The organism is Pseudomonas sp. NPDC087612, assembly GCF_044743505.1.
Lineage (GTDB): Bacteria > Pseudomonadota > Gammaproteobacteria > Pseudomonadales > Pseudomonadaceae > Aquipseudomonas.
The window spans coordinates 23,062-38,270 of the sequence record NZ_JBIUWO010000004.1 but is presented as its reverse complement, the minus strand read 5'-3'; the positions used below and the strand labels follow the sequence as shown (position 1 = coordinate 38,270).

Sequence of the window (15,209 nt, the reverse complement as noted above, 5' to 3'; positions counted from 1 at the left end):
GACACTTGCCTCATCTGCGCAGGCTGCCGTCAGGCCGCCTCGGCCTTTGCCAGCGGTGCGTCTTTGTTGGGTTCGCTCAACACCACGTAACAGCGCTGCATACCCATGCCGGGCAGGCGAACGGTGCATGAGGCCTTCCCACCCTTATCGGTTTGCAGGACACCACGCTCAATCAACTCCCGGTTGACCGCCGTAATGTTCATTCCACGGAAGACTTCCGAACGCCAAGCTTCAGGAAGTACGTAATAGGTGATGGTGGTATGCAGACTGTCGCCCATGCCGTGTTCCATGGTTTTGCGAAAGCCCAAGCGATCGATCGTGCGGGGGCCATGCTCATCAATCTTGGCGGCAGTGGATTCCCAACGGGTGAATCGGCTTTCGCCGAAGCGTTCGATGACTTGGCGCAGCCGAGCCATGATTGCTTCGCCCTCCATATTGCCCGCACCGCCACGCTCGGCCAGCCACGCATTCAGACAGACTCGCGCTGCTGTGATTGCAGCGCCATCCGCCCAGCCGGTAACGCCCAACGCAGTGGCTAGTTCACCTGCTGCACCGACCAGGCCGAAGCGCAATGCCGCTCGCTGTACCTGTCCACTCGCGGAAGCTGGCAAGTTCTGCGCAATGAACTGCTCCAAGGTTCGGCGCAGAATGCTCACCCAGCCCAGTAATTTGCCAGGGGCACACAACGACTCCAGGAAGGCCGTAAGGGGCGTACCGTAGTACTTGGCCACTCGCACCTTCAATGCGTCCGACAGTGCCGCTGCATCTTCAAATCCGCACAACGTGTCGAACATGCCCAGGCCCCTACTGGCATCCGCTGGCACGGCCAGCATGCGCACCTCCATACCGGCCTTGAGTTCCTTGTTTGCCTCGGCCATGTGCTGCGCCAGCGTCTTCTCACCAGTCGAAAGGAACAGCAGCCGCCACTCCTGCACAGAGCGCCCCGCTTGCCCTCGATCATTGGCCCTGGCCTTGCCTGTGCCGTTGCCAAGCATGTAGACCGTTTCACCAATGATCCGCGCATCACACATGCCGATCTCGTCGAGGATCAAAAGCCCATCGGAGTGCGCTGCCGCAATGGACTCCAACGCATTGTCGGTTGAGCGCCAGGAACGCACCAAGCGCGGCCCGCCATGCACTGAGGCCGCGACCTGCAGGTGGGTGGTCTTGCCGCCTGAACTGTCTCCGTACAAGTGAAAACCGCCCGACTCATGGCCGAGCAGATGGAGCAAAGGACCGGCAAAGGCCGTACTGACCACGAAGGTCAAGCGGTGATTGCCCACACACAAGGCCCCAATCTGGTGTTGCCACTGATCCAGTGTGCCCGACTCATTGATCGGTGGAAGCTGCGCACCAGCGTCATAAAAATGCAGGTGCTCACCGTGCTGGCCGATCTGGCGATCCGGCAACAAAAATGCATGGTTGTGCCAGCCCAATCGCGTGACCAGGCGTGCCCGCTGGGAACTGTCGAACCCCTGCAGGTAGCTTTGTAGGTCGTTGCGTGCATGCCGACCAGATCGAGACCCGGCCAATCGCAGGCCCATATCGACGAGCGGACCAAGCACGTCTTTGCCGAAATCACCTGTCATTGTCCGTGCGGGGATGTTCCAACGCTTCTTCTCGCCGTCAGGGTCATCGAACTCAACGAGCAAGCCCCAGTTGTGACCCTTCTCATCGCGGGTCCGAGCGAGGATCTCCAAGGGCGAACACACTGGACGCGCGTCACCATCCTCGGTGGCATAAAACACGCCGTCCTCGGTGAGGCGAAAACCTGTCGGAAGCAGATCACGGTTAGGGCGAACCGTCCCCCCAGCCGGATTACTGAGCTTCGCGTCGGCTGGCTGGTGACTTGACGGAGCACTCTGCTCCACAGCGCCGAATAGTTCACCGCTCTGAGCTAGCAATGCCAAGTGCTCGGCAGTCCAACCTCTGTCCAGTGCATCGGCCGCGTCATCACCATCGCCCCAACGTCCGCCTTTGGCGAAGCTGGGAGTGCCACTTTTGAGTACTGGCTTACGCTTGAAAATAGCGAGGTCGATGGTCTGCACCATGCAACCGATCTCAGCCAGTTTTGCCGCCACGGCCTGCATGCATTTCGAGCCACTACCATCGTTGTCCGGCCACAGCAGCACCCCACGCCCCTGCAGCGGCGAGAAGTCCGCTTTGTGCCAAGAGTTGGAACCATTCGGCCAGCAGGAAGCGATGTGCCCGGGCAGAAGTGCCTCCGCAGCATCAGCGGCCTTTTCGCCCTCGCACAGCACTACCGGTGCCTCAGGTCGTCTATTCAGCTCATCTAGACGTAGCAAGGGGCGAGGCTCAGAGAGTCCCTGCCAGCGCCATTGAGCGGCCCCGTGCTCGCCACACGTGCACCAGGTCAGCGGCGCGAAGACCTTCTTGCTGGGCTCTCCTTCGGCACCGGCCACATCGAAGCGGTAGAGCACCATCAAGGGCTCGCCGTACCCGTTGCGGTAGCACCAGACCTTGGACGGAGCACCATGTTGTCGATGCTTACTGGGGCACTTCGTCATCGCCTCGGCCGGAATTGGCAGCACGGCCTGCCATTCAACCGTCGCTGGCTTCTTCGCCAACCGGGACGGTGTGGCTGCGTCGGGATCAATGCGCAGAAAGTCTACGAGCTTCTGGCAAGCATCAATGTCCGTGCCGCCTTCGAGGTACCGCACCAGGTCAATCAGATCGCCGCCCTTGTCGCCCGTGGCGAAATCCGCCCAGGTTCCTTTGCTCAGGCTAATTTTCAACGACCCTGCATGCTTATCGTTGCGCGTAGGATTCGGGGCGGTGTATTCCTTGCCGCCATCAACACGTTTTCCGTTGGGCAGCCAATGAGTCAAAACTGAGTCGATGTTTTGCAGTGTGGCAATTTTGACCTGAGCAAAGGAAGGACGCCGAACATAGGTTTTAGCGGTGCTCATACGTCACCTGCCTGTGCACGCTGGAGACCGTCGGCCACATCATCAATGACGGCTTTGACCTGCTCGCCCAAGTAGTGAGCAGCCCATACCAGCGCCCCATTGTTGTCATCCATGCCACCCATCAATGTCAGCTTGTTGATGCAATCCATGAGTAGCGATGCCTGCTCCAAGGCTTCCTCACAAGAGACTCCGGCATTCACTCGGAACAGTGGTTGATTCTCCGAGTTGCATTTAGCGAAGGTCGCCGCACCGACGGTGTCGATCAAAAGGGATGCGCTCATTGGGCACCTCCTTCTACAGTCATGCGGGTAGTGTCGTCGGCGTGCAGCGCCAGCGTGCGGATCAGTTCCAGAGTGCCACGAACATCCCACAAGGCGCCGAGGATAATCCGGTTGGCGAGCCGCTGGCCTTGTTCTGCCTCGAACTGGTCCTCGAGCAAAAGCAGAACAGCATTGGCACGCTCGACGGTGCATGTAATAGCGTCGATTGGGATGCCGGCCGGAGCTTCTTGATTGACGCTCAGCAAGTCTTCGGGGAGGGAGAAATTGAGTGCGCTGTTCATTTGGAGCCCCCGGCATTTTCCAGTGCCCGGGCTTTTGCAATGTGGTCGTTGTAGCGGGTGATGCGGGTACGAAGGCTGGAGTCGGAGTGCAAAGCGGCGAGAGCCATTGCCCTGTGGGCAGCGGCGCGAATTTTGGACGGATTGAGGGCGTGCATGGGTGGAACTCCTTGATTTGAGGAGCTACCACGAACCGTCGCCAAACGATTAAGGGTGGTAGCTGTACGCGGGTTGGCGAACCGGGAATCAAGGAAACCGGCAGACCCGAAGGTCTCCCACGCACAGCCACCATAAACAGGACGTGCGGGCACAAAAAAAGCGCCAGCAGTCGTAATGGGGCGCTCGTGCGCCTTGAATTCATCGGGTCGCCAAACCCGGTCGCTGAATTTGCAGCGACCGGAACAGAGTAAATGGCCGCGACCGAAAGCGCAACAGTCAGGTGCTCTTGCGCCAAAGCACCTGCGCGATTAGATTGAACGTGCATGAAGTATTACCTCAACGCCCCCGGTAGCCGCCGGGGGCGTTTTCATTTGAGCAGGGAGAACCAACGATTCAGTTGCTGGATGCAGGCGGATGCGCCTCGCCTTTCAGCCAGGCGAAGATCCTTGCGTCCTCCAGGCACCGGCGACGGTGCTCCTCCATGAGCCACTCTTCGCGTTTTGCCACGCACACAGCCGCGAAGGTTTCGAGATCGACCTGTTCCCGCCCGAACGCATGGCTCTGCTCGCTGGTAGCACGCTCTTGCTCCAAATCACGCTCCACCCAGCCCCCCCAAACTTCAGGATCGTTGGAGTAGAGATAGGTTTCGTCGGTAAACCAGTACGTCACCCATTCAGCCAACTGGCTCGCATTAAGGCCTGCACGACGTTGATCATCCATCGAGAATGGGCCGCTGCCGTAGATGATGGAGAACTCTCGGCGGAGCCCATGCTTTCGCATGAAGGCGGGCATTTCCCACGAGTTCGCCCGGAGGGGGATGGTCAATCCATCAGGATTGAAGAAGAAGGCCTCTTGGGTTTGGCCGTTCCAGCTAACCCCTGCAATGATGCGGTGGCGCCAGTTGATATCCCCAGGCTTGTAGAGGCAGAACCCCGCGCCGTAAGGATCATGAAATGGGCCAACAAAGTGGTAACGGCGCACGTTCATGCAGCCACCCGCTCACGCGCCTTGATGCGGCTGCGTGTCCATGATTGAACTTCGGAGAGAACCCAGGCTACAGGGGCACCACGTGCGTTGCTGCTGCTCAACTTCACTGGAAGCGGGAAGCCACTTCCAGGTTGCTGCATCAGTTTGTATATGGTGGGCCGGGCCAGCCCAACGATGGCCATTACTTCAGCAATGCGGATCAGGGTGGTTTCTGGATCGCGTCCAGATCGGTGCAATGTGGACGTAGTGGAGGTGTTCATACTCGTGCCTGTATTGGTAGAGACAGGCACAGACTAAGAGCGAACAAAAGAGCAAACACGGTTCGTTATTTGGCTCTCGATTTCTTCTCCGGAATGATACCCCCTGCGCGGAGGTGCTTCCTGACGGTATCGGGAGTGCCAAATTCGGGTCTCGCAGCTAAACGTGACACTAACTCAGTCTCACCAATTTTGGGTTCAAGCCTCTTGAGGCGGTCGGCCTCCTCACAAATTTTCTCTTTCCGCTCCTGCATATTGACTTGTCTTACGGAGTCCGGATGGCTGTTTGCCTTGCCTGCTGCACGCGCTTTCTCCGAGGCTTTCGTCGCAAATATCGTGTCGAGCGCTTGGGGGAAAAAGCTGCCAGGCTCGAATCTATCGGAAGCAAGGCCGATCTCAGCCTGCTCGTAGAGAGCCGCAATCATCAAGGTTTTATCCGCTGCTCCCATCAGTTGGGCAAAACTTTCCCTGGCAGTTATCTCGCTATCACTCTGAGCTCGGCGCTTTCTTTCCACTAACAATCGATATTGCGCAGGGTCGCTCTGACGTAATTGCTCAATCAGATCGGCGTCAAGATCGTAAACAGAGTCTTCCAGCTCCAACAGCCAATCACCGAGTACCTGGACCGCTTCCATAGCCTGGACAAACGCATAGCTGGCAACAATTCGAGAATCAGTCACGTCTTCATCCAAGCTCATGACGCCGCCAAGGACGCGAGGCAATGATGAGGCTTCGGCGTAACTGAAGTGATCGAGAATGACATCCCGCAAACGGAACATTTCCTGTATCACCCCGGCAGCCACATCTGCATAGGCTCCATCCTCTTCGAGCCAGTAGGAGGCGGCATGCCCAGCTAATTCGAAAGCGCCTCGGTAGTGCTCGTGAAATTGGTGATATAGGGCAGCAGCCCTTACGGCATCCTCGATCTCATCAAGATCCTCAAGCAAGCTTAAAAACTCAGTTCCAGCAATCTCGGCGAAAAATGGTTCTTGGCTCGTTCCTGGCTTCTTCATTACCCACGCCCCAGTAGCAAAGGGCTGAACCTGCGCGGTTGTCGCCTCTCAAGCGGCCAACAGTTCAAAGGGGCCTGCTGCGATTGATACACCTGAAGGCTCCGATACACCATTGCATCCGAACAGCGGGGCCATGGTGTTGCTACGCCACAGGTCACGGTTTTCGGGTATTTGGAGCTATGCGAAACACCTTCAACACCAGAAACACCCGTTTTCTGAACAATGTGCTTAACATTACAAAGGCACGCAGGTCCAATGAGTCCGCAAGACTGAATCGGCAACAGCTGGTTTGGCGATGAGACTATCCCTCTCATGTCCGCCCGCGCAGCTTCACCGCGTTCTCCACCGCATCTTGCCTGTGCGCGTAGTCATACGGAGTGATTGCTTCCGTGCGGTTGGCATCAAGGTAATCAGCCCACCACTGCACCATAAGCCTTCGCTCCTGGATGTGTTCGGCTTTGTGGATGTACGCGGCGCGTACCGTATTCCGCTCTTGGTGGCTCATTTGCCGCTCGACTGCATCTTTATTCCACAGTCCTGACTCAATTAATGCGGAACAGGCCATTGCCCTAAAACCGTGGCCACATACCTCTGTTTTAGTGTCGTAGCCCATTCGCCTAAGCGCCTTGTTGACTGTGTTCTCGCTCATGGGTTTCCAGTGATGGTGATCACCGGCAAACACCAGTTCGAAACGCCCAGTCAGAGTGCGGATATTTTCCAAAACTTCTACAGATTGGCTGCTAAGTGGCACCAGATGGGGGGTGCTCATCTTCGAACCACGATGGGAGTTCTTTACGCCTTCGATGGCCGCTCGTTCACCAGGAATCTCCCACATTAACCTGCCCATGTCGATCTCCCCCCAGCGCGCAAAGCGGAGCTCGCTGGATCGGATAAAAACCAGCAAAGTCAGTTGCACCGCTAGCTTAGTCAAGCCGCGCCCGCTGTCGGCCTCAATGCGCTGAAGGAGTTCGGGTAACCGCTCGAACGGCAGCGCCGGTCGATGGGCTGTTTTCCGGGTAGCCGTGGCTCCCTGCAGATCAACCGCCGGATTGAAATCTATGTGGCCATGCTGAACCCCCATACGGAGGATGCCAGTCATGTATTGGCGCAGCCGCCCAGCCGTATCCAAGGTGTCCCGTTTTTCTGCCGCCTTGAGTGGTACAAGCAGGTCCCGAGTTTTTAGCTCTGCAACGGGGCGATCCCCAAGAGCAGGTAACAGGTGGGCTTCGATGCGGCGCCAAACAGTGGCAGCGTGACCGGGTGACCATTTACGAGCACATGCCGAGTGCCATTCCTGCGCAAGCAAACGGAAGGTATTCGACCGAGCATTGGCCGCTTCCTGCTTGTCCAGACGAGCTTGCTCAATGGGATCCTTCCCTGCTGCGAGAAGCTCCAGCGCCTGAGCGCGTCTCTCCCTGGCAGCCTTCAGGCCCAGTGCTGGGTAATTGCCGAACGTGGCCAAACCATCACGCCCGTCAGGTTTGGTGTACTTCAACCGCCAGGTCTTCACCCCTGTCGGCTTCACCAACAAGTAGAGGCCCTTGCCGTCAAAGAGCTTGTAGTCCTTCTCCCGGGGCTTGGCCGCATCGCATTTGGGATCGGACAGGGGCACCACAGTGCGTGCCATAGGGATACGTTTCCTTGTCGAACCGAGATATCCCTAACCATATCCCTAAATCGCGTAGATGCACAGAGACGAAACGAGACAAGCAGAAACAACAAAGCCCGCACTAGGCGGGCTTTGTGGGGCGTTTCGTAGACAGTCATAGACTTCTGTAAACTGGTCTCTGGTGCCGGAGACAGGAATCGAACCTGCGACCTTCGCGTTACGAGTGCGCTGCTCTACCGACTGAGCTACACCGGCGTGGCGATAACGCTACCACTGCCGGATCGCTTACGCAAATCACTGTTTATTAACAGCAATTGCGTCTGTTTCAGAGGGCTTTGCAGCCTGCCGGGGCGAGGTCTTCGTTGAGGGTGCTGGTGCAGGCCCAGCCGCTTGCGGCGCGGGTCAGGGTGATGGTTTTGTCGGTGGCGATGGCCGGGGCGTCGATCAGGGTGCAGACAATGCTGCCCACGCCCGTGGCCGCGGTGCCGCTGGCGGCAATGGCGCAGTGGGCGGTGCGCTCCTGGCCGCCCAGGGCGGCGACGTTGGCGATGTCTTTGCCTTCGTTCAGGCGCAGGTCGAAGGCGGTTTTGAGCGCAGAAATTTCTACCAGGGCCGCCGTGGCTTTGGTGCGGACCTGGCTGTTGGTGTAAATCGGTAAGGCGATGGTCGCCAGAATGCCGATGATCGCCACCACGATCATCAGTTCGATCAAGGTAATACCGCGTTGCCCTTTCATGGACACTCTCCCTCACAAAATCAGTTCATGCCGGCCGCAGTGGTGCGGCGCCAGCAGGCGCGCCAGTAGGCCCGAACAGACACCTTTTGTCACCCCGTGACGGTCATTCGGTCGCTCTGGCTCGACTACTCTAGTGGGCGGCGGGCAACCCTGCTCGCCACTCGGGGCCTGGAGCTGTTACCAGGCTTGTGCAAGGCAGCGCAACAAGGATGTGGCGATGACCGAAAGCAACCGGATGTACAGCTGGCAAGGCACTAACGCCCAGGGTGCCTTGATCAGCGGCCAAAGTGCGGCGCGCAGCCCGGCGTTGATCAGGGCGCAGTTGCGCCAGCGCGGGATTCGCCCGGGGCGTATCGCCAGTGTGCGCCCGCCGCTATGGCAATGGCGGCGGCCACTGGATAGCAAGGCGCTGAGCCAGTTCAGCCGCCAGTTGGCCACCCTGGTCAAGGCCGGGGTGGCGCTGTTGCAGGCGTTGGATGTAGTGGCCCAGAGCAGCGCCAACCCGGCGCTGGCCAGCCTGCTGGGGGCGATCAAGGCCGATATCGCCGCCGGCAGCAGCCTGGCCACTGCCCTGCGCCGGCACCCGCAGTACTTCGATCGGCTGTACTGCAACCTGGTGGACGCCGGTGAGCAGTCCGGCAGCCTGGAGACGGTGCTGGCCCAAGTGGCGGCGCTGCAGGAGCAACGCCAGGCCCTGCGCATGCGGCTGAAAAAAGCCATGACTTATCCTCTGCTGGTGTTGCTGGTGGGCTTTGGGGTGTCGGCGTTGTTATTGCTGGAGGTGGTGCCGCGCTTTCAGTCGTTGTTCGGCGGTTTTGGTGCCGAGCTTCCGGCCTTTACTCAACAGGTGATTGGCTTGTCGCAGTGGTTGAGCGCGCACATTGGGTGGCTGTTGATAACGTTTGGCGGCGCTTGCAGTGCGCTGGTTTGGGCTTATCGGCACAAGCTTGGGGTGCGTTTGTGGCTGGTGCGCGTGGCCCTGCGCTTGCCGGTGCTGGGCAGCCTGCTCCGGCATGCCGCCCTCGCCCGCTTTGCCCGCACCCTGTCGACCTCGTTTGCCGCCGGGGTGCCGCTGGTGGAGGCGCTGGGGCCGGTTGCCGGGGCCTGCGGCAATCCGTTGTATGAGCAGGCGGTGCACAAGGTGCGCGACGACCTTGCCAGTGGCCTGGCCTTGAACGTGGCGTTGCGCACCAGCGGGCTGTTCCCGGCGCTGGTGGTGCAGATGTGCGCCATTGGCGAGACAGCTGGCACGCTGGACGATATGCTCGCCAGGATCGCCAGCCATTATGAACAGGCCATCGACCACCTGCTCGACACCCTCACGGCCATGCTCGAGCCGTTGATCGTGCTGATTCTGGGGTTGCTGGTGGGCAGCCTGGTGATCGCCATGTACCTGCCAATCTTCCAGCTGGGCAATGTGATCTGACCATGAACCTGTTGAACACCCTGGCCAGCCAGCCACTGATGTACCTGAGCTTCGCCCTGTTGCTCGGGCTGATTGTCGGCAGTTTTCTCAATGTGCTGGTGCATCGCCTGCCGATCATGCTCGAACGCCAATGGCAGGCCGAGGCCCGTGAGGTGCTGGCGTTGCCCAGCGAGGCACAAGCGCCGCGCTTCGACCTGTTTTTACCGCCCTCGCAATGCCCGCATTGCGCCCACCGCATTCGCCCGTGGGAAAACATACCGGTGGTGAGTTATCTGGCCTTGCGCGGGCGCTGTTCCGCTTGCCAGGCGCGCATCAGCCCGCGCTATCCGCTGGTGGAGCTTGCCTGCGGGGCGCTGACGCTGTTTGCCGCCTGGCATCTGGGTTTTACCGCCGCGGCTCTGGCGTTGATGGTGCTGAGTTGGGGCCTGCTGGCCATGAGCTTGATCGATATCGAGCACCATCTGTTGCCCGATGCCCTGGTGCTGCCGTTGTTGTGGCTGGGGCTGATCGCCAATGCCTTTGAGCTGTTCGTGCCGCTGGAGGATGCCCTGTGGGGTACGGTGGCCGGTTACCTGAGCCTGTGGTCGGTGTTCTGGGTGTTCAAGCTGGTCACCGGCAAAGAGGGCATGGGCTATGGCGATTTCAAGTTGCTGGCCATGCTCGGCGCCTGGGGCGGCTGGCAGATTTTGCCGCTGACCTTGCTGTTGTCGTCGCTGCTGGGGGCGGTGATCGGCCTGGTTATGCTGCGCCTGCAGCGCAAGCAGGCGAGCACGCCGATCCCCTTTGGTCCCTATCTGGCCATTGCGGGCTGGATCGCGCTGCTCTGGGGTGGTCAAATAACCACTTCCTATCTGAAATATTCCGGATTCTGATGACCACCGCTGCTTTCACCCCCTGGATTCTCGGCCTTACCGGCGGCATCGGCAGTGGCAAGAGCGCCGCCGCGCAGCGCTTTGTCGAGCTGGGTGTGCACCTGGTCGACGCCGACCAGGCCGCGCGCTGGGTGGTCGAGCCGGGCCGCCCGGCGCTGGCGAGTATCGTCGAGCGTTTCGGCCCGGGGGTGCTGCTCGAAGACGGCCAGCTCAACCGCGCGGCCCTGCGCGAGCTGATCTTCGCCGACCCGCAGCAACGGCTGTGGCTCGAAGCGCTGCTGCATCCCTTGATCGGCCAGGAGATCTTCAGCTACCTGGCCAAGGCCGAGTCGCCCTATGCGGTGTTTGTTTCGCCGTTGATGGTCGAGTCTGGCCAGTACAAACGCACCGACCGCCTGCTGGTGATCGATGCGCCGCAGGCACTGCAGGTGCAACGCACCCTGCTGCGCGACCAGACCAGCACTGAGCAGGTGCAGGCCATCCTCAAGGCCCAGGCCAGCCGTGAACAACGCCTTAGCCACGCCCACGACGTGATCGTCAACGACCGCGACCTGGCCTGGCTGCATTCGGAGGTCGACCGCCTGCACCACTTTTACCTGACTTTGCGAGGAGGCCAAGTATGAGCCAACCAACGACCGTAGATTGCCCGACCTGTGGCGCCCCTGTGGAATGGAGCGCGGCCAGCGCGTTTAGGCCGTTCTGTTCCGACCGCTGCAAGCTGATCGACCTGGGTGCCTGGGCCTCGGAAGAGCACAAGATTCCGGTCGCTCCGGATGCCGAAGACGAGCTGTTCTCCGGCGAGCTCGACCCGCGTCACTGAGGCCTCAGCGCTCGGGGTCGTCATCCTTCCACGGGGCCTGCAGGTAGCGGGTCCGGTTGAAGGTCTCCAGCCACTCCGGGCAGAACACCACCAGGGCGCTGACCACCATGCCGTTGATGAAGGCTTCGGGGAAGATGATCAGCCACAGGTAGCCGATAAAGTCCTCGATCCACTCCGGCATGACGAACCGCCCGTCCATCCACAGCAACCCCAGCCCACCGAGCAGGCACAAGAGTGCCGACAGCGCCGCGGCAAAAAAGCCTGAACAGAAGATATAGACGAACAGGTTGCGCGGCTGGGCTCGCTCCACCAGGATCGCGCACACCTCGGTGACCAGCACCGGCAGGCCGATCAGCAGCAGGCCATTGACCCCCATCGCCGCCAGGTCCTGACGCCCCAGCGCCAGCAGGCCGAGCTGCGCCAGCAAGCCACCGACAATCGCCAGCGGCCAGTCCAGCAGCAGGGTGACGGCGGTCATGCCGATAAAGTGATACGACACCCCGGTGTCGAAGTCGCGGCGTACCAGCCACAGGGCAAACAAGGCGAACACCGTACCAAACAGCAAGTGCTGGCGCCGGCTGTCAGCGAACAGTTCCAGCCAGCGGGTACGCGCCACCGCCCAGATCAGCACGGGCACATAGGCGACCCAGGCGATGGTCAGGGTCTGGCTGGAAAGTACGGCGGCACTGATCACGGCAAATAACCCTTGTGCGAGTAAGGCAATAGACCTGGGGGCAGTCTACACCTCGGGGCTGGCTTGATCAGCCTCCGCCGGTGCTTTGGGTGCCTCGAACAGGCGGAACACCGCGCCTTCAACCAGCCAGTCTGCTGGCTGGCAACTCGGGTTGCGCTGCAGCTCGACCACGCTGACGGTGGTCGCCGACACCTGCACATCGGCCCAGGCGCCGTAGCAAGCGAACTCGTTCAGGGTCAGACGCAAGCGGTAATCGCCGGGCATGACGCTGAGCACCTTGGGGTTGAACTCGGCGTAGCTGCGCACGATTTCGTCTTCTGCGCCGCGATGGTCGATGAGTTTGACGCTGTAGGGCGCTGAGTCGCCCTCCTTGAGCACTACATAGCGGCCATCCGGGGTGTCGTAAGGCACGGTAGGCGTCCAGAACAAAAAGCCCACGCCGTACACCACCAGGGCACAAACCACTGTGCCGGAACCGAATATGCCGCCCATCTTCACTACGCTCATGTTTCTTCCCTGATATTCACTGAGCCCACAACGGGTGCGCAGTCTAGGCGCTGGCCCGGCGTTGCAGCAATGGCCTTGCAGACATTTCCTGCAAAGCTCAATTGAACGCTAAGCTTGTGCCCATGGACGACTCAGACTACTTGCGCCTGCTCACCATTCAGGCCGAACAAGCCAATGCGTTTCTATCCAATGCCCGTAAATGGGAACGTGAGCGTTGGGTCTGCCAGCGCCTGCTGCAAGGCCTGAATATTCCTTACCGCAGCGAAGATTTTGCCGCCGCCGGGCAAGAGCCGCCTGACGTGCTGTTTCGCGATGCCGCCTTCGAGGTGTTTTTTGTCCTCGATGAGGGCCGGCGCCTGAACGACGAGTGGCGCGAAGAGCTGCAGCGCCGGCGCAGTGCTTTCTCCTTGAGCCAGCTGGTGCGCCGCGAGGCCCGGCCACGGCGGATCAGCGCCCAGGAACTGCTGCAGCGCCTGGCGCCGACCCTGCGGAAAAAATCGCACAACTATCAGGAACGCGGCCTCGACCTGAGCGAGCTGGACATCATTGCCTTCGCCAGCCTCAAGCGCGAAGTGCTCGACCTCAATAGCCACTTCCCGCCACCCACCGAATACCTGCGCCAGGGCTGGCGCTCGTTGTCGCTGGTGGGCCCGACCTTCGCCCGGGTGTTGTTTGCCCACCCCGATGCACCGGACTTCTTGCGTGGCAATCTGGGCCGCAGCATCGTTTTTGATGTCGGAATCAGCCTCTGAGCTGGCCCCCTGCCAAAGCCCGATGGCATAAATTCTGCGCCGGTGATACAAAGCGCAATCATTCGTTATAAAGACAGCCAAGTGACTGAAAGATGGGCGACCTTCGAGCTACTACAGTGAACACTGTAGCTTTCCCACAGTCACAAGCGTCTATCTGACGAGGCCCTCATGACCAGCCGCCTGAATCCCGATGACCAGCGTCGTGTCGATGAATACCTGCAAGCCCCTCAGCACCAAGTCGAGCGCAAGCCTTTCCGGCCCTGGCTGCTCCTTGTGCTGGTGGTGGCCGTAACGGTTGCGCTCGGCTTGTTGAGCCGCCTCTTGAGTCAACTGGTGCTATGAGCTGCCTTGCGCTCGCCCACAACGCCCGCCCCGTGCGGCCTACCACTCAAGACCCGAATTCCGTAAACCTTATGAGATATCTCCATGACTCACCGTATAGTGATTGTCGGCGGCGGCGCCGGCGGCCTGGAACTGGCGACCCGCCTGGGTAAGACCCTGGGCAAAAAGGGTAGCGCCAGCATCACCCTGGTCGACGCCAACCTGACGCACATCTGGAAGCCGCTGCTGCACGAAGTGGCGGCCGGCTCGCTCAACTCTTCCGAAGACGAACTGAACTACGTGGCCCAGGCCAAGTGGAATCACTTTCAGTTCCAGCTCGGGCGCATGAGCGGCCTGGACCGCGAAACCAAGCAGATCCAGCTGGCCGCGACCCTCGATGAAGACGGTCGCGAGCTGCTGCCTGCGCGCACCCTGGGCTATGACACCCTGGTGATCGCGGTGGGCAGCAACACCAACGACTTCGGCACCCTGGGCGCGGCGCAGCATTGCCTGTTCCTCGACACCCGCAAGCAGGCCGAGCGTTTCCACCAGCAACTGCTCAACCATTACCTGCGTGCCCACGCAGGTGATCAGGCCCATGAAAAAATCAGCGTGGCCATCGTTGGTGCCGGTGCCACCGGTGTCGAGCTTGCCGCCGAGCTGCATCACGCGGCCCACGAACTGGCGGCTTATGGCCTGGATCGTATCCAGCCAAAAGACATGCACATCACCCTGATCGAAGCCGGCCCACGGGTGCTGCCAGCCCTGCCGGAGCGCATCAGCGTGCCGGTGCACAAGACCCTGGAAAAACTCGGTGTAACGGTGATGACCAACGCGGCGGTCAGTGAAGTGACGGCCGATGAGCTGCGCACCAGCAATGGCGAGGTGATTCAGGCCAGCCTCAAGGTGTGGGCAGCAGGTATTCGGGCGCCGGGGTTCCTCAAAGACATCGACGGCCTGGAAACCAACCGCATCAACCAACTGGTGGTGCGCCCTACCCTGCAGACTACTCTGGACGACAACATTTTCGCCTTTGGCGACTGTGCTGCCTGCCCGCAACCGGGTAGCGACCGTAACGTGCCGCCACGGGCACAGGCTGCGCATCAGCAGGCGTCGTTGCTGGCCAAGGGGCTCAAGGCGCGCCTGGAAGGCAAGCCGTTACCGACTTATGCGTACCGGGATTACGGCTCGCTGGTGTCGCTGTCGCGCTTCTCGGCGGTGGGTAACCTGATGGGCAACCTGACCGGTAGCGTGATGCTCGAGGGCTGGTTGGCGCGGATGTTTTATGTGTCGCTGTATCGCATGCACCAGATGGCGCTGTATGGGACTTTCCGTACGCTGATGCTGATGCTCGGCAGCCGGATTGGTCGCGGGACTGAGCCGCGGTTGAAGCTGCACTGATTTTGTATTGGCTTTGAGGGCCTCATCGCGGGTCAAGTCGAGGCGGGGGGGCCCCCCCCCCCCCGGGGGGGGGGGGGGGGGGGGGCGGCGGCGGGGGGGCCCGAGGCCGGGGGGGGAGAAAGTTTACGAGGGAGGCAGAACGTTGGTGGTTTGGGGGGTGGGAGGA

The 15,209-nt window shown here is 60.5% G+C and carries 18 protein-coding genes and 1 tRNA gene; 7 read left to right on the top strand and 12 right to left on the bottom strand.

All coding sequences use genetic code 11. The features are described 5' to 3' along the window. Positions 1-29: 29 nt before the first annotated feature. The 10 genes from ACIOVF_RS09060 to ACIOVF_RS09015 all read right to left on the bottom strand — a co-directional run bounded on the left by ACIOVF_RS09060 (position 30) and on the right by ACIOVF_RS09015 (position 8,250). Positions 30-2,930 (bottom strand): DUF927 domain-containing protein, encoded by a 2,901-nt coding sequence (locus tag ACIOVF_RS09060; RefSeq protein WP_401288908.1) that lies wholly within the window; start codon positions 2,928-2,930, stop codon positions 30-32. Beyond that, positions 2,927-3,211, bottom strand: a complete 285-nt coding sequence (locus ACIOVF_RS09055) for a DUF3077 domain-containing protein (RefSeq protein ID WP_401288905.1) — start codon at positions 3,209-3,211, stop codon at positions 2,927-2,929. Before ACIOVF_RS09055 ends, ACIOVF_RS09060 begins: the two co-directional genes overlap by 4 nt. Further along, entirely contained in the window at positions 3,208-3,492 is a 285-nt protein-coding gene (locus ACIOVF_RS09050) for a hypothetical protein (RefSeq protein WP_401288903.1), read from the bottom strand. The genes ACIOVF_RS09055 and ACIOVF_RS09050 overlap by 4 nt, the downstream gene beginning before the upstream one ends. Then, positions 3,489-3,647: a hypothetical protein gene (locus tag ACIOVF_RS09045; protein WP_401288900.1), complete on the bottom strand. Its 159-nt coding sequence runs from the start codon at positions 3,645-3,647 to the stop codon at positions 3,489-3,491. The genes ACIOVF_RS09050 and ACIOVF_RS09045 overlap by 4 nt, the downstream gene beginning before the upstream one ends. A gap of 394 nt (positions 3,648-4,041) precedes the next feature. Beyond that, positions 4,042-4,635 (bottom strand): hypothetical protein, encoded by a 594-nt coding sequence (locus tag ACIOVF_RS09040; protein ID WP_401288897.1) that lies wholly within the window; start codon positions 4,633-4,635, stop codon positions 4,042-4,044. Continuing rightward, complete coding sequence (locus ACIOVF_RS09035) at positions 4,632-4,895, bottom strand: helix-turn-helix transcriptional regulator (protein ID WP_401288894.1); 264 nt, start codon at positions 4,893-4,895, stop codon at positions 4,632-4,634. Before ACIOVF_RS09035 ends, ACIOVF_RS09040 begins: the two co-directional genes overlap by 4 nt. Positions 4,896-4,960: 65 nt before the next feature. Continuing rightward, positions 4,961-5,905 carry a hypothetical protein gene (locus ACIOVF_RS09030; protein ID WP_401288891.1) on the bottom strand — a complete coding sequence of 315 codons (945 nt, stop codon included), beginning with the start codon at positions 5,903-5,905 and terminating at the stop codon, positions 4,961-4,963. Positions 5,906-6,215: 310 nt separating this feature from the next. Further along, positions 6,216-7,532 (bottom strand): tyrosine-type recombinase/integrase, encoded by a 1,317-nt coding sequence (locus tag ACIOVF_RS09025; RefSeq protein ID WP_401288888.1) that lies wholly within the window; start codon positions 7,530-7,532, stop codon positions 6,216-6,218. A gap of 161 nt (positions 7,533-7,693) precedes the next feature. After that, a tRNA-Thr gene (locus ACIOVF_RS09020) sits at positions 7,694-7,769 on the bottom strand. 70 nt (positions 7,770-7,839) lie between these two features. Further along, complete coding sequence (locus tag ACIOVF_RS09015; RefSeq protein ID WP_093379440.1) at positions 7,840-8,250, bottom strand: pilin; 411 nt, start codon at positions 8,248-8,250, stop codon at positions 7,840-7,842. A 217-nt stretch (positions 8,251-8,467) separates the two neighbouring features. On the opposite strand from ACIOVF_RS09015, the gene ACIOVF_RS09010 reads away from it, so the two are divergent. Genes ACIOVF_RS09010 through yacG form a run of 4 tightly spaced genes read left to right on the top strand, consistent with a single transcriptional unit; the run spans position 8,468 to position 11,368 of the window. Continuing rightward, a complete protein-coding gene (locus ACIOVF_RS09010) occupies positions 8,468-9,676 on the top strand; it encodes a type II secretion system F family protein (RefSeq protein ID WP_401288885.1) in 1,209 nt (402 codons plus the stop codon). Between the two features lie 2 nt (positions 9,677-9,678). Next, positions 9,679-10,548 (top strand): A24 family peptidase, encoded by an 870-nt coding sequence (locus ACIOVF_RS09005; RefSeq protein ID WP_195885041.1) that lies wholly within the window; start codon positions 9,679-9,681, stop codon positions 10,546-10,548. Then, complete coding sequence (coaE, locus tag ACIOVF_RS09000; RefSeq protein ID WP_401288882.1) at positions 10,548-11,171, top strand: dephospho-CoA kinase; 624 nt, start codon at positions 10,548-10,550, stop codon at positions 11,169-11,171. The genes ACIOVF_RS09005 and coaE overlap by 1 nt, the downstream gene beginning before the upstream one ends. Continuing rightward, positions 11,168-11,368 (top strand): DNA gyrase inhibitor YacG, encoded by a 201-nt coding sequence (gene yacG, locus ACIOVF_RS08995; RefSeq protein ID WP_045200825.1) that lies wholly within the window; start codon positions 11,168-11,170, stop codon positions 11,366-11,368. The genes coaE and yacG overlap by 4 nt, the downstream gene beginning before the upstream one ends. Before the next feature lie 4 nt (positions 11,369-11,372). Here yacG and ACIOVF_RS08990 read toward each other — a convergent pair whose 3' ends face one another. Both ACIOVF_RS08990 and ACIOVF_RS08985 read right to left on the bottom strand, forming a co-directional pair. After that, a complete protein-coding gene (locus ACIOVF_RS08990; RefSeq protein WP_045200823.1) occupies positions 11,373-12,062 on the bottom strand; it encodes an energy-coupling factor ABC transporter permease in 690 nt (229 codons plus the stop codon). A gap of 45 nt (positions 12,063-12,107) precedes the next feature. Beyond that, entirely contained in the window at positions 12,108-12,569 is a 462-nt protein-coding gene (locus tag ACIOVF_RS08985; RefSeq protein WP_213603237.1) for a hypothetical protein, read from the bottom strand. 122 nt (positions 12,570-12,691) lie between these two features. On the opposite strand from ACIOVF_RS08985, the gene ACIOVF_RS08980 reads away from it, so the two are divergent. From ACIOVF_RS08980 to ACIOVF_RS08970, 3 genes are all read left to right on the top strand, one after another. Next, positions 12,692-13,321, top strand: coding sequence for a DUF1780 domain-containing protein (locus tag ACIOVF_RS08980; RefSeq protein ID WP_010220617.1), 630 nt, complete (start codon positions 12,692-12,694; stop codon positions 13,319-13,321). Positions 13,322-13,489: 168 nt separating this feature from the next. Next, a complete protein-coding gene (locus tag ACIOVF_RS08975; RefSeq protein ID WP_045200819.1) occupies positions 13,490-13,663 on the top strand; it encodes a DUF3094 family protein in 174 nt (57 codons plus the stop codon). 84 nt (positions 13,664-13,747) lie between these two features. Further along, on the top strand, positions 13,748-15,043 hold the full coding sequence (locus ACIOVF_RS08970; RefSeq protein ID WP_045200816.1) for an NAD(P)/FAD-dependent oxidoreductase: 1,296 nt from the start codon (positions 13,748-13,750) through the stop codon (positions 15,041-15,043). Positions 15,044-15,209: the final 166 nt, after the last annotated feature.

What these genes read in the sequence shown, in the direction of transcription:
- ACIOVF_RS09060 (WP_401288908.1), bottom strand. Translation starts at nt 2,930, where the DNA reads ATGAGCACCGCTAAAACCTATGTTCGGCGTCCTTCCTTTGCTCAGGTC.
- ACIOVF_RS09055 (WP_401288905.1), bottom strand. Translation starts at nt 3,211, where the DNA reads ATGAGCGCATCCCTTTTGATCGACACCGTCGGTGCGGCGACCTTCGCT.
- ACIOVF_RS09050 (WP_401288903.1), bottom strand. Translation starts at nt 3,492, where the DNA reads ATGAACAGCGCACTCAATTTCTCCCTCCCCGAAGACTTGCTGAGCGTC.
- ACIOVF_RS09045 (WP_401288900.1), bottom strand. Translation starts at nt 3,647, where the DNA reads ATGCACGCCCTCAATCCGTCCAAAATTCGCGCCGCTGCCCACAGGGCA.
- ACIOVF_RS09040 (WP_401288897.1), bottom strand. Translation starts at nt 4,635, where the DNA reads ATGAACGTGCGCCGTTACCACTTTGTTGGCCCATTTCATGATCCTTAC.
- ACIOVF_RS09035 (WP_401288894.1), bottom strand. Translation starts at nt 4,895, where the DNA reads ATGAACACCTCCACTACGTCCACATTGCACCGATCTGGACGCGATCCA.
- ACIOVF_RS09030 (WP_401288891.1), bottom strand. Translation starts at nt 5,905, where the DNA reads ATGAAGAAGCCAGGAACGAGCCAAGAACCATTTTTCGCCGAGATTGCT.
- ACIOVF_RS09025 (WP_401288888.1), bottom strand. Translation starts at nt 7,532, where the DNA reads ATGGCACGCACTGTGGTGCCCCTGTCCGATCCCAAATGCGATGCGGCC.
- ACIOVF_RS09015 (WP_093379440.1), bottom strand. Translation starts at nt 8,250, where the DNA reads ATGAAAGGGCAACGCGGTATTACCTTGATCGAACTGATGATCGTGGTG.
- ACIOVF_RS09010 (WP_401288885.1), top strand. Translation starts at nt 8,468, where the DNA reads ATGACCGAAAGCAACCGGATGTACAGCTGGCAAGGCACTAACGCCCAG.
- ACIOVF_RS09005 (WP_195885041.1), top strand. Translation starts at nt 9,679, where the DNA reads ATGAACCTGTTGAACACCCTGGCCAGCCAGCCACTGATGTACCTGAGC.
- coaE (WP_401288882.1), top strand. Translation starts at nt 10,548, where the DNA reads ATGACCACCGCTGCTTTCACCCCCTGGATTCTCGGCCTTACCGGCGGC.
- yacG (WP_045200825.1), top strand. Translation starts at nt 11,168, where the DNA reads ATGAGCCAACCAACGACCGTAGATTGCCCGACCTGTGGCGCCCCTGTG.
- ACIOVF_RS08985 (WP_213603237.1), bottom strand. Translation starts at nt 12,569, where the DNA reads ATGAGCGTAGTGAAGATGGGCGGCATATTCGGTTCCGGCACAGTGGTT.
- ACIOVF_RS08980 (WP_010220617.1), top strand. Translation starts at nt 12,692, where the DNA reads ATGGACGACTCAGACTACTTGCGCCTGCTCACCATTCAGGCCGAACAA.
- ACIOVF_RS08975 (WP_045200819.1), top strand. Translation starts at nt 13,490, where the DNA reads ATGACCAGCCGCCTGAATCCCGATGACCAGCGTCGTGTCGATGAATAC.
- ACIOVF_RS08970 (WP_045200816.1), top strand. Translation starts at nt 13,748, where the DNA reads ATGACTCACCGTATAGTGATTGTCGGCGGCGGCGCCGGCGGCCTGGAA.